A 12,582-nucleotide genomic window follows, 5' to 3' on the forward strand; every position below is an offset into this window, starting at 1 on the left:
CTCTCGGGTCGAACAGCAAGGCCCCGCCACCCCCCAAGGGACGGGGCCACTCCGGCGCCGCGCCTGCCCCCGTTCATTCGGGGCAAACCGAACAGTGACCCGGTTCACATGTCAGCGGGGTGCGGCATGATCGGTGCCGTGACGCGACGCCTGATGCTCCTCGACACCGCCTCCCTGTACTTCCGCGCCTATTTCGGGGTGCCGGAATCGGTGAAGGCTCCCGACGGCACGCCCGTGAACGCGGTGCGCGGCCTGCTGGACTTCATCACCCGCCTGGTCCAGGACCACCACCCCGACGACCTGGTCGCCTGCATGGACTTCGACTGGCGCCCCGAGTGGCGGGTGGCGCTGATCCCCTCGTACAAGGCGCACCGGGTCGCCGAGGAGGTCGAGGGCGCCCCCGACGAGGAGGAGACGCCGGACACCCTCTCCCCCCAGGTGCCGGTGATCGAGGCCGTGCTGGACGCGGTGGGCATCGCCCGGGTCGGGGCCGTGGGGTACGAGGCCGACGACGTGATCGGCACGCTGGCCGGCCGGGCCCGGGGCCCGGTGGACATCGTCACCGGCGACCGCGACCTCTACCAGCTCGTCGACGACCGCCGCGGGGTGCGGGTGCTGTACCCGCTCAAGGGCGTGGGCACCCTGCAGGCCGTGGACGAGGCGCTGCTGCGGGAGAAGTACGGCGTGGACGGCCCCGGCTACGCCGACCTGGCCCTGCTGCGCGGTGACCCCAGCGACGGGCTGCCGGGTGTGCCGGGCGTGGGGGAGAAGACGGCGGCGAAGCTGCTGGCGGCCTTCGGCGACCTGGCCGGGATCATGGCGGCGGTCGACGACCCGGCGGCGAAGCTGACCCCGGCCCAGCGCCGGCGACTGGACGAGGCGCGGCCGTACCTGGCGGTGGCGCCCAAGGTGGTGCGGGTCGCCCAGGACGTGCCGCTGGCGCCCTTCGACGCCGCGCTGCCGGCCGCGCCCCGCGATCCGCGGGCCCTGGACGCCCTCGCCGAGCGCTGGGGTCTGGGCGGCTCGCTGCAGCGGTTGCTGTCCACGCTCGGCGGGTGAGCTGTTAGGTTAGGCAGTCCTAACTTTGAATGATCAGGGGATCAGGGGAGACAGCCATGGCAGACCGTCCGGTCCGTAAGAAGCCGCAGCTGACCCGGGCGCACGTGGTGCGCACCGAGCGGCTGACCCCGCACATGGTGCGCGTGGTGCTCGGCGGCGAGGAGCTCGCCGGGTTCGGCGCCGGCGAGTACAGCGACCACTACGTCAAGCTGCTCTTCCCGGTCGAGGGCGTGGCCTACCCCGAGCCCTTCGACATGGAGGTCATCCGCCGCGACATGCCGCGCGACCAGTGGCCGCGGACGCGTACGTACACGGTGCGCTCCTTCGACCGCGCGGCGCGCGAGCTGGTGATCGACTTCGTCTTCCACGGCGACGAGGGCCTGGCCGGCCCCTGGGCGGCGGGCGCGCGTCCCGGCGACGAGATCCGCTTCCTCGGCCCCGGCGGCGCCTACGTCCCCGACCCGGCCGCCGGCTGGCACCTGCTGGCGGGCGACGAGAGCGCGCTGCCCGCGATCACCGCGTCCCTGGAGCGGGTGCCGGAGGGCGCCCTCGTCCACGCCTTCGTCGAGGTCTCCGACGCCGAGGAGGAGCAGAAGCTGGAGCTGCCCGCCGGCGTCGAGGTCACCTGGCTGCACCGGGCGGGCCGGCCCGTGGGCGAGGCCCTGGTCGAGGCTGTCCGCTCGCTGGACTTCCCCGCCGGGGACGTGCAGGCCTTCGTGCACGGCGAGGCCGGCTTCGTGAAGGAGCTGCGCCGCCACCTGCGGATGGAGCGCGAGGTGCCCCGCGAGCGGCTGTCCATCTCCGGCTACTGGCGGCGCGGTCACGACGAGGACGGCTGGCAGGCCTCCAAGCGCGAGTGGAACCAGCAGGTGGAGGCGGAGCAGGAGAGCGGGTCGGCGGCCGGGGCCGCCGCCTAGCCCTCCCCGCTCCGCTCCTCCCGGGGGCCGTCACCCGCCGGACGGCCCCGCCGTCCCCGTGGCGGCCCGCACCAGGGCCTCGGCGAGCCGCAGGTCGTCCCGGGCCTCGGGGTGCCACTGGACGCCCAGCGCGAAGCGCCCGTCCGCGTACTCCAGCGCCTCGACCGTGCCGTCCTCCGCGTGGGCGGTGGCCACCAGGCCCGCGCCCAGGCGGTCCACGCACTGGTGGTGGTGGGTGGCCACGTCCAGCGATCCGGGCACCAGATGGCCGGTCAGGGTGCCGGGGACCGTCTTGACCGCGTGGTCGGTGAAGGAGCCCGCCACCGGGTTGTGGGCGTCGTGGCCCACCGCGTCGGGCAGATGCTGGCAGAGGGTGCCGCCCGTGTGGACGTTCATCAGCTGCATGCCCCGGCAGATGCCGAGGACCGGGACGCCCTGCTCCAGCGCGGCCCCCAGCAGGGCCAGTTCCCAGCGGTCGCGCTCGGGCACGGGGGCGCCCGCCCGGGCGTGCGGCTCCTGGCCGTAGAGGGCCGGGTCCAGGTCCTCCCCGCCGGCCAGGACCAGGCCGTCCAGCCGCCGGACCACCGCGGCGGCGCTCGCCGGGTCCTCGTCGGGCGGCAGCAGCACCGCCAGGCCGCCCGCCTCCTGGACGTAGCGCGCGTACGCGGCCGGCAGCAGGGCGGCGGGAAGGTCCCAGGCCACTCCCCAACGGGCCCGGGTGAGATAGGTGCTGACGCCGATGAGCGGCCGCCGGTCCTCCAACGTCCTTGTCCTTTCCTCGTGAACGGTCGTGTGCACGGTCATTCTCGGGCGAGCTCCGCCTCCGCCGCGGCCAGTGCCGCGAATTCCTCCTCCGGGGCGCTCGCCACCAGGCGGTGCCGGCTGTAGAGGGCGAAGTAGGCGGCGGCGACGGCGTAGACGCCCAGGGCGATGAAGGCGGCGGTGACGTCCACCAGGAACGTGGCCACCAGCGCCGAGCAGGCCAGCACGAAGGCCACGGTGGACGTGGCGGTGCCGCCCGGGGTGCGGTAGGGCCGCGCCAGGTCCGGCTCGCGGCGGCGCAGCACGATGTGGGAGAGCGACATCAGGGCGTAGGAGATGGTGGCGCCGAACACCGCGACGTTGAGCATCCGCGCCCCGTCGCCCGTGACCGCCGCCAGCGTGAAGCCGAGCGCGCCCGGCACCACCAGCCCGAGCCAGGGGGCCTTGCGGCGGCTGGTCAGGGAGAGGAAGCGGGGCAGGTAGCCGGCCCGGGAGAGGGCGAAGAGCTGCCGCGATCCGGCGTAGATGAGGGAGAAGAAGGAGGCCACCAGGCCCGCCAGGCCGGCGTAGTTGACGATCCGGCCCAGCGTCGTGGCCCGCCCGTCCGGCTGCAGGGCGGCGACCAGGGGGTTGCCGGCGTCCTTGAGCGCGTCCGCGCCGCCCGCGCCGGTGGAGGCGAGGAAGGTCAGCAGGGCCAGGAGCAGCAGGATGCCCATGGAGGTGGCCATGGCCTTCGGCAGCGTCCGGGCCGGGTCCCGGGTCTCCTCGGCCGCGAGCGGCACGCCCTCGACGCCGAGGAAGAACCACATGCCGAAGGGGAACGCCGCCCAGATGCCCAGCAGGCCGAACGGCAGCCAGGAGGAAGCCCCGAAGGCGTCCGGGTCGGCGGGGATGTCGTTCAGCCGCCCCGCGTCGAAGTCGGTGAACGCGCCCGCGGCGAAGACGACCAGGGCGGCGACCGCCACCCCCGTCACCACGAAGCTGAAGCGCAGCGCCTCGCCCACACCCCACAGATGGATGCCGATGAAGATCACGAAACAGGCCAGGTACACCGGCCAGGCGGAGGTGAGCCCGAACAGCTGCAGCGACTCGACGTAGTCCCCGATGAACAGCGAGATGGCGGCGGGCGCCAGGACGTACTCGATGAGGATGGCGGTTCCGGTGAGGAAGCCGCCCCAGGGGCCCAGCGCGCGGCGGGCGAAGCCGTAACCGCCGCCCGCCGTGGGGAGGATGGCGGCGAGCTCGGCCAGGGCGAAGACCATGCAGGTGTACATCAGGCCCATGAGCACGGCGGCGATGGCCAGTCCGCCGAAGCCGCCCTGGGCGAGGCCGAAGTTCCAGCCGGAGAAGTCGCCGGAGACGACGTAGGCCACTCCCAGGCCGGTGAGCAGGAGGGGGCCGGCGCTTCCTCGGCGCAGCGTACGCCTGTCCAGATAGTCGGCCGGGTCCGCCGGACCCACTGGGCCGGCGGGAGGTGCGCTGGGGGAATCCGTGCGTTCGGCCATGAGCCGCTCCTGCCTGGAGACGTGAGGCAAAGGTTTCGCGCCATACCTTTGCCGTGCCGACGGCCGAAAGGCAACCCCCCTGCGTTAAACCCCGGTTACGGGCCCGCCGACTAGGCCAGGAATCCCCGCAAAAGCGCCGCCGTGCCGCAGCAGTGCTCCCGCATCACCTCGCGCGCCCCGTCCGCGTCCCCGTCCAGCACGGCCTCCACCAGGGCGGTGTGCTGCCGCTGGGAGTGCTCGAGGTTGCGCACCAGCAGCGGGATGCAGTCCAGCAGGTCGTTGACGGTCGCACGGACCGCGGCGTACTGCGCGGCCAGCGAGACGGAACCGGAGAGCTCCGCCAGCGTCAGGTGGAACATCGTGTCCAGACGGCGGTAGTCGGCCAGCGGCGCGTCATGGGTGGCGGCCAGCGCGGCCCGCAGCCGTGCGGCCTGCTCGTCGTCCAGCCCGTGCGCGGCGCACAGCCCGGCGGCGCCCACCTCCAGGACCTCCCGGAAGCGCAGGGTGTCCTCCACGTCCACGGCCGCGACCCGGCGCCGCAGTTCGTCCTCGCCCGCCGACCGGTCCCGGTCCAGGACGAACGTGCCGCCGTACCGGCCGCGCCGGCTCTCCACCAGGCCCTGGTCGTGCAGCACCTTCAGCACCTCGCGCAGCGTCACCCGGCTGATCCGCAGTCGCTCGGCCAACTCGCGCTCGGCCGGCAGCCGTTCCCCCCGGGCCACCAGGCCGAGCCGCATGATCTGGAGTATCTGCTCCAGCGCCTCCTCGAAGCCGTTGCCCGCCCGGACCGGTCGCAGGACCGGCGACAGCCGGTCCGCCGCATGCTCGTTCATCGGCCCCCCTTCCCAATCAATGGTCTACGGCCCTACCTTAAGACCTCCGGTCGCACCGACAGGAGGCAACACCGTGGCAGACCGCATGCCCCCGCTCACGGTCGAGGAGCTGCGCAGGCTCGTCGACACCGGGGAGATCGACACTGTCGTCCTCGCCTTCACGGACATGCAAGGACGACTCCAGGGGAAGCGGTTCGCCGCCCGGTTCTTCCTCGACGACACACTCGAACACGGCACCGAGGGCTGCAACTACCTCCTCGCCGTGGACGCCGAGATGAACACGGTCGACGGCTACGCCATGTCGTCCTGGGAACGCGGCTACGGCGACTTCGCCCTCCACGGCGACCTCACCACCTTGCGCCGCACCCCCTGGAACCCCGGCACCGCCCTCATCACCGCCGACCTCGCCTGGCACGACGGCTCGCCCGTCCTCGCCTCGCCGCGCCAGATCCTGCGCCGTCAGCTGGACCGGCTGGCCGAGCGCGGCTGGAGCGCCCACGTGGGCACCGAGCTGGAGTTCATCGTCTTCAAGGACACCTACGAAGCGGCCTGGAACCGCGGCTACCGCGACATGACCCCGGCCAACCAGTACAACTGCGACTACTCCGTGCTCGGCACCGGCCGCGTCGAGCCCCTGCTGCGCCGCATCCGCAACGAGATGGGCGCCGCCGGCATGACGGTGGAGTCCGCCAAGGGCGAGTGCAACCTCGGCCAGCACGAGATCGCCTTCCGCTACGACGAGGCGCTCACCACCTGCGACCAGCACGTCGTCTACAAGACCGGCGCCAAGGAGATCGCCGCCCAGGAGGGCATGGCGCTCACCTTCATGGCCAAGTACGACGAGCGCGAGGGCAACTCCTGCCACATCCACCTCTCGCTGCGCGACGAGGCCGGTCGCCCCGTGCTCGCCGACGACTCCGGCCCGTACGGCATGTCGACGACGATGCGGCACTTCCTCGCCGGACAGCTCGCCGCCCTGCGCGACTTCACCCTCCTGTACGCGCCCCACATCAACTCCTACAAGCGCTTTCGGCCCGGCTCCTTCGCCCCCACCGCCGTCGCCTGGGGCCCCGACAACCGCACCTGCTCGCTGCGCGTCGTCGGCCACGGCCACTCCCACCGCTTCGAGAACCGGCTGCCCGGCGGCGACGTGAACCCCTATCTCGCCGTCGCCGGCATGGTCGCCGCCGGACTGTACGGCGTCGAGCACGAACTGGAGCTGCCGGAGGTCTGTACCGGCAACGCCTACACCGGCGGCGCCGCACACGTCCCCGCCACGCTGCGCGAGGCCGCACAGCTGTGGGAGGCCAGCCCCATAGCCCGGGCCGCCTTCGGCGACGAGGTCGTCGAGCACTACCTGAACATGGCGCGTGTCGAGCAGGAGGCATACGACACCGCCGTCACCGACTGGGAGCGGTTCCGCTCCTTCGAGCGGATGTAACCCGTGACTTTGCGCCCACCTGCGTTCCGCTGGGCTGGGGGCACCTCCCAGCGGTAGCTGGGGGAGGGTGGGCACAACGCGACCACCGGCGTGCAGCCGCGTACGAACCACAGGAGAGGACTTGCACGAGCTTCACGTACTCAACCCGGCGACCGAGGAACTGGTCGCCACCGTCCCCGCGGCGACGCGGCAAGACGTCGACGCAGCCGTCCGCCGCGCCGCCGACGCCCAGCGCGGCTGGGCCCGGCTCGCCCCCGGCGACCGGGCCCGGCAGCTGCGCCGCTTCGCCGCCGTCGTCGACGCCCACCTGGAGGAACTCGCACAGCTGGAGGTCCGCGAGGCCGGGCACCCGATCGGCAACGCCCGCTGGGAGGCCGGCAACGTCCGTGACCTGCTGGAGTACGCGGCCGCCGGAGTGGAGCGGCTGACCGGCTCCCAGATCCCGGTGGCCGGCGGCCTGGACGTCACCTTCCACGAGCCGCTGGGCGTCGTCGCCGTCATCGCGCCCTGGAACTTCCCCATGCCCATCGCCGCCTGGGGCTTCGCCCCCGCCCTGGCCGCGGGCAACGCCGTGCTCGTCAAGCCCGCCGAGACCACCCCGCTGACCGCCCTGCGGCTGGCCGGGCTGGCCCTGGAGGCCGGGCTGCCCGAGGGCCTCCTGCAGGTCCTGCCCGGCGCCGGACCCGAGGCGGGCGACGCGCTCGTCGAACACCCCGGCGTCGCCAAGGTCGTCTTCACCGGCTCCACCGCCGTCGGCAAGCAGATCATGGCCAAGTGCGCGGCCGGCGTGAAGCGCGTGACCCTCGAACTCGGCGGCAAGAGCCCCAACATCGTCTTCGCCGACGCCGACGTCGAGCGGGCCGCCGCGGCCGCGCCCGGCTCCTTCCTCGACAACACCGGCCAGGACTGCTGCGCCCGCAGCCGCATCCTGGTCCAGCGCGGCGTCTACGACCGGTTCATGGAGCTGCTGGAGCCGGCGGTCAAGGCCTTCGTCGCCGGCGACCCCACCGACCCGGCCACCCAGATGGGCCCGCTGATCTCCGCCGCCCACCGTGAGCGCGTACGGTCCTACGTCCCCGAGTCCGCCCCCGCCGCCATCCGCGGCGAGGCCCCGGCCGGCAAGGGGTTCTGGTACCCGGCCACCGTGCTCGAGGGCACGGCGGGCGACCGCGCGGCCGTGGAGGAGGTCTTCGGGCCGGTCGCCGTCGTCATCCCCTTCGAGGACGAGGCGGAGGCGGTGCGGATCGCCAACGCCACCGACTACGGCCTCTCCGGCTCGATCTGGACCCGGGACGTCTCCCGCGCCCTGCGCCTCTCGCGCGCCGTCGCGGCGGGCAACCTCTCCGTCAACTCCCACAGCAGCGTGCGCTACTGGACCCCCTTCGGCGGATTCAAGCAGTCCGGCCTCGGCCGCGAGCTGGGCCCCGGCGCGCTGTCCGCCTTCACCGAGACCAAGAACGTCTTCATCGCCATCGACCCTCTGGAGGAGACCAAGTGACCGACCAGACCCCCGTCTGCCGCCGACTCGCCGGACGGACCGCCGTCGTCACCGGAGCCGGCAGCGGCATCGGCCTGGCCACCGCCCGGCGGTTCGCCTCCGAGGGCGCCAACGTCGTGTGCGCCGACATCGACGAGAGCGCGGGCAAGGCCGCCGCGGCCGAGACCGGCGGACTGTTCGTCAAGGTCGACGTCACCAGCCCCGAGGAGGTCGAGGCGCTCTTCAAGACCGCCTACGACACCTACGGCTCGGTCGACGTCGCCTTCAACAACGCCGGCATCTCCCCGCCCGACGACGACTCCATCCTCACCACCGGCCTCGAGGCCTGGAAGCGCGTCCAGGAGGTCAACCTCACCTCCGTCTACCTGTGCTGCAAGGCGGCGCTGCCGTACATGCAGCGCCAGGGCAAGGGCTCCATCATCAACACCGCCTCCTTCGTCGCCGTGATGGGCGCCGCCACCTCGCAGATCAGCTACACCGCCTCCAAGGGCGGCGTGCTGGCCATGTCCCGTGAGCTGGGCGTGCAGTTCGCCCGCGAGGGCATCCGCGTCAACGCGCTCTGCCCGGGGCCGGTGAACACGCCCCTGCTGAAGGAGCTGTTCGCCAAGGACCCCGAGCGCGCGGCGCGGCGCCTGGTGCACGTGCCGGTGGGCCGGTTCGCCGAGCCCGAGGAGATCGCGGCCGCCGTCGCCTTCCTCGCCAGTGACGACTCGTCCTTCGTCAACGCCGCCGAGTTCCTGGTGGATGGAGGCATCGCGGGCGCCTATGTGACCCCGCTGTAAGGTCCATGATCAGACGCCAGGGCCGGTCCGCCGTCTGACCGGTCCGGCCCGGCGTACGTCCTGCCCTCCTCACGCACCAAAGAGAGCACATGCGCACCAAGTCCGCCATCGTCGTCGGCCTCGCTGCCGCCGCGGCCCTCGCCGCGTCGGTCCCCGCCACCGCGGCCCCCGCCCACGACCGCGCGTCCCGCCCGAACTGCCCCCAGCTGGACAAGAAGCTTCCCTGGGCCGGCGACAACCGCGCCCGGCTGCAGAAGATGATCGACGAGCGCGGCACCTGCTCCGGCAAGCGCGGACCGCGCCCGGTCGCCGCCTTCGACTGGGACAACACCGTCGTCAAGAACGACATCACGGACGCCACGCTCGCCTGGTCGCTGAAGCACGACAAGATCCTGCGGCCCAAGCGCTGGAGCGACACCAGCGCCTGGCTGACCCCCGCCGCCGACAAGGCCCTCACCAAGGCGTGCGGCACCTCCGTGCCCGTCGGCCGGCCGCTGCCCACCTCGAAGAACACCGCCTGCACCGACGAGATCTTCGAGATCCGTGAGAAGTCGCAGACCATGGCGGGCGAGCCGGCCTTCGCCGGCGACTGGAACCACCGGCGCACGGTCCCCGCCTACGGCTGGATACCGCAGCTGTTCGCCGGCCACACCCCCGCCGCCCTCAACGCCTTCGCCAAGCAGGCGCGCGCCGAGCAGCTCGCGGCACCCGTCGGCGCCAAGCAGACCGTCGGCACCCACACCATCGCCGGCTACATCCGCTACTACGACCAGCAGAAGGACCTGATCCGCACGCTCAAGGCGGCCGGGTTCGACGTCTACATCGTCTCCGCCTCCTCGGAGCCGATCGCCGAGGCCTGGTCGAGCGGCGTCGGCCTCGACCGTAAGCACACCATCGGCATCCGCAGCATCACCGAGCACGGCCGCCTCACCACGTCCCTCAAGGGCTGCGGTGGCGTCGAGACCGGCCGCGGCGACGCCCTGCCGTACATGGACGGCAAGCGCTGCATGATCAACCAGGAGATCTTCAAGATCAAGGGCGCGAAGGCCTGGAAGCAGCAGGACGCCGCCCACCGCATCGCCCTCGGCGCGGGCGACGCCGACACCGACGTGACGTTCGTCAACGACGCCACGGGCTCGCACGTCGCCATCAACCGCAACAAGTCCGAGCTGATGTGCCGCGCCTACGACGACGCGGACGGCCGCTGGGTGGCCAACCCGATGTTCATCGAGCCGATGCCGCGCAAGTCCGGTACGTACCCCTGCTCGACGACGGGTGCCACCGCCGCGGACGGCTCCAAGGTGCCGGTGCTGCGCGCCGACGGGAGCGTGATCCCGGACCAGGCGGACAAGGCGTTCTGATCTGACGGAACGTCTCCCGCGCGGTTCCCCTGGACGGCAGGGACCGGTGGCCATCGGCACCACCGGTCCCTGCCGTCTTTTCCGATGCATGAAGTATCGGTTTTCCTGTTCTCCTTGCCGGTTCCGTGTACCCAGGAGGCCCCAGCCATGCCCGAGACCATGCTCGCCGGACGGTTCGACCTGCGCACCGGCCGCTTCGCCGTCGAAGAGACCCCCGTACCCGAGCCCGGCCCCGGCCAGGTCCGCATCAAGGTCAAGGCCGCCGGCATCTGCCTGTCCGACGTCCACCTCATGGACGGCAGCCTCAGGCCCGCGTACGCGACCGCGGACAAGGTCACCGTCGGCCACGAGACGGCGGGCGTCATCGACGCCCTCGGCCCGGACGTACCCGGCGACTGGGCGGCGGGACAGCGCGTCCTGCTGCAGGCGGGGGAGCGCTGCGGCGGCTGCGCGGCCTGCCTGCGCCACGAGCCCTGTCTGGCGGTGCGCACGCGCGGCTTCGACTACGACGGCGGCTGGGCCGAGTACGCCCTGGCCACCCACCATACGCTCGTCGCGATCCCCGACGACCTCCCCTTCGAGCAGGCGGCCGTCATCCCCGACGCCGTCTCCACCCCCTGGGCCGCCGTCACCGCCACCGGCCGGGTCCGGCCCGCCCACCCCGTGGGCGTATGGGGCGTGGGCGGCCTGGGTGCCCACGCCGTGCAGCTGCTGCGCCTCGCCGGCGCCGCGCCCGTCATCGCCCTCGACCCGCTGCCGGCCGCACGCGAACGCGCCCTGGAATTCGGCGCGGACCTCGCCCTGGACCCCGCCGCCCCCGACGCCCGCGAGCGGATCCTGGCCGCCACCGGGGGCCTCGGACTCGACCTGGCCCTCGACATGGCGGGCGTGGCCGCCGTCCGCGACCAGGCCGTGCGCTGCCTGGGCCGGGGCGGCCGCCTCGTCCTCGTGGGCCTGGGCCCCGGCCCGCTGACCCTCGCCGACAGCATCGCCTTCAGCTACCGCGAGCAGCGCGTCCTCGGCCACTACGGCTCGGAACCCTCCCACGTGGAGGAGCTCGTCTCGCTCGCGCGGCTGCACCGCCTGGACCTCAGCCGGTCCATCAGCGCGACGCTGCCGCTCGCCGAGGCGGCGGCGGGCGTGGAACGCCTGCGGAAGAAGGAGGGTGACCCCATCCGGATCGTCCTGATCCCCTGACAGCACCCGGCAGCGGGCCAGCTCACAGGAACGTGCGGCCCTCGCCCCGGTAGGTGGGGGCCGTCCGCGTCACCCGGTCGCCGTCGACCAGGTGCAACGCCGCGAAGCGCTCGCACAGCTCGCCCGCCTTCGCATGCCGGAACCACACCTTGTCGCCGATCAGCAGATCGTCCGCGGCCTGCCCCAGCAGCGGCGTCTGCACCTCGCCCGCGCCCTCCCGCGCCGTCAGCCGCAGCCCCGCCGGCAGGTACGGGACCGGCAGCCGGTCCGGGCCCGCCGCGCCGGAGGCGGGATAGCCGCCGCCCAGCACGGTCACCACGCCCACCCCGGGGCGGCGCACCACCGGCAGTGCGAAGAGCGCCGCCGGGCTGCCCCGGAACGAGGTGTAGTGGTCGAACAGCCGCGGCACGTACAGCCCCGAGCCGGCGGCGACCTCCGTCACCGCCTCCTCGGCGGCCGTGTGCTGCACGCTGCCCGTACCGCCGCCGTTGACGAACTCCAGCTCCGCGACGGCCCGCACCGCCCGCACGGCCTCGGCCCGCAGGGCCGCCAGCCGGCCGCGGGAGGCGGACTGCATCAGCCGGACGGCCCCCGAGCGCACCGGACGACCCGCCACCGCATCCCCCACGCCCGCCACATGGGCCTCGTACGCCATCAGGCCCACCAACCGGAAGCCCGGACGGCGGACGACGGCACGGGCCAGCTCCGCGAGCCGCTCGGGGGTGTGCAGCGGCGACCGTAATGCCCCGATCCGTACCCGGCCGCCCAGCAGCCGCAGCGAGACGTCGAACTCCAGGCACACCCGCACCTCTTCGCGCCCCGCACGGGCCGCCTCGACCACCGCCAGCTGCGCCGGGTCGTCCACCATCACCGTCACCGCGCGGGCCAGCTTGGGGTCCGAGGTCAGCTCCGCGAAGCCCGCCCGGTCGGCCGAGGGGTACGCCAGCAGCACGTCCGCCACCCCCGAGCGCGCCAGCCACAGCGACTCCTCCAGGCTGTAGCTCAGCACCCCCGCGAAGCCCTCGCGCTCCAGCACCCGCTCCAACAGCGCCCGGCAGCGCACCGACTTGCTCGCCACCCGCACCGGCTTGCCCCGCGCCCGGCGCACCAGATCGGCGGCGTTGGCGTCGAACGCCTGGAGGTCGACCACCGCCAGCGGGGCGTCCAGGTGGGCGGTGGCCCGGTCGTAGCGCACTCGGTCGGACGACATGGCGGGCAGCTTGCCAG

Annotated in this window: 11 protein-coding genes; 7 read left to right on the top strand and 4 right to left on the bottom strand. The window is 73.2% G+C overall.

All coding sequences use genetic code 11. The annotated features are described in order from the left end of the window. Positions 1-108: 108 nt before the first annotated feature. Both AB0G59_RS15255 and AB0G59_RS15260 read left to right on the top strand, forming a co-directional pair. Positions 109-1,059 (top strand): 5'-3' exonuclease, encoded by a 951-nt coding sequence (locus tag AB0G59_RS15255; protein WP_360911673.1) that lies wholly within the window; start codon positions 109-111, stop codon positions 1,057-1,059. Between the two features lie 56 nt (positions 1,060-1,115). Continuing rightward, positions 1,116-1,976, top strand: coding sequence for a siderophore-interacting protein (locus AB0G59_RS15260; RefSeq protein ID WP_360911675.1), 861 nt, complete (start codon positions 1,116-1,118; stop codon positions 1,974-1,976). 30 nt (positions 1,977-2,006) lie between these two features. Here the strand turns inward: AB0G59_RS15260 and AB0G59_RS15265 are convergent, their stop codons facing one another. The 3 genes from AB0G59_RS15265 to AB0G59_RS15275 form a co-directional block, all read right to left on the bottom strand. Beyond that, entirely contained in the window at positions 2,007-2,780 is a 774-nt protein-coding gene (locus tag AB0G59_RS15265; protein WP_360911677.1) for a gamma-glutamyl-gamma-aminobutyrate hydrolase family protein, read from the bottom strand. Beyond that, entirely contained in the window at positions 2,777-4,243 is a 1,467-nt protein-coding gene (eat, locus tag AB0G59_RS15270; RefSeq protein ID WP_360911679.1) for an ethanolamine permease, read from the bottom strand. Before eat ends, AB0G59_RS15265 begins: the two co-directional genes overlap by 4 nt. Positions 4,244-4,353: 110 nt before the next feature. After that, complete coding sequence (locus tag AB0G59_RS15275; protein ID WP_360911681.1) at positions 4,354-5,076, bottom strand: FCD domain-containing protein; 723 nt, start codon at positions 5,074-5,076, stop codon at positions 4,354-4,356. A gap of 73 nt (positions 5,077-5,149) precedes the next feature. Between AB0G59_RS15275 and AB0G59_RS15280 the strand changes: the two genes are divergently transcribed. The 5 genes from AB0G59_RS15280 to AB0G59_RS15300 all read left to right on the top strand — a co-directional run bounded on the left by AB0G59_RS15280 (position 5,150) and on the right by AB0G59_RS15300 (position 11,355). Further along, the gene (locus AB0G59_RS15280; protein ID WP_071964719.1) at positions 5,150-6,517 is read left to right on the top strand and encodes a glutamine synthetase family protein; all 1,368 of its coding nucleotides are present in this window, start codon (positions 5,150-5,152) and stop codon (positions 6,515-6,517) included. Positions 6,518-6,638: 121 nt separating this feature from the next. Next, positions 6,639-8,015: an aldehyde dehydrogenase family protein gene (locus AB0G59_RS15285; RefSeq protein WP_360911684.1), complete on the top strand. Its 1,377-nt coding sequence runs from the start codon at positions 6,639-6,641 to the stop codon at positions 8,013-8,015. Beyond that, positions 8,012-8,797, top strand: a complete 786-nt coding sequence (locus AB0G59_RS15290; RefSeq protein WP_071964717.1) for a 3-oxoacyl-ACP reductase — start codon at positions 8,012-8,014, stop codon at positions 8,795-8,797. Before AB0G59_RS15285 ends, AB0G59_RS15290 begins: the two co-directional genes overlap by 4 nt. Before the next feature lie 89 nt (positions 8,798-8,886). Next, positions 8,887-10,158 (top strand): haloacid dehalogenase-like hydrolase, encoded by a 1,272-nt coding sequence (locus tag AB0G59_RS15295; RefSeq protein WP_360911686.1) that lies wholly within the window; start codon positions 8,887-8,889, stop codon positions 10,156-10,158. 147 nt (positions 10,159-10,305) lie between these two features. Continuing rightward, complete coding sequence (locus AB0G59_RS15300) at positions 10,306-11,355, top strand: zinc-binding dehydrogenase (protein WP_360911688.1); 1,050 nt, start codon at positions 10,306-10,308, stop codon at positions 11,353-11,355. Positions 11,356-11,377: 22 nt separating this feature from the next. Here AB0G59_RS15300 and AB0G59_RS15305 read toward each other — a convergent pair whose 3' ends face one another. Then, complete coding sequence (locus tag AB0G59_RS15305) at positions 11,378-12,574, bottom strand: amino acid deaminase/aldolase (protein WP_360911886.1); 1,197 nt, start codon at positions 12,572-12,574, stop codon at positions 11,378-11,380. Positions 12,575-12,582: the final 8 nt, after the last annotated feature.

The organism is Streptomyces sp. NPDC021096, assembly GCF_040641275.1.
Taxonomy (GTDB): Bacteria; Actinomycetota; Actinomycetes; order Streptomycetales; family Streptomycetaceae; genus Streptomyces.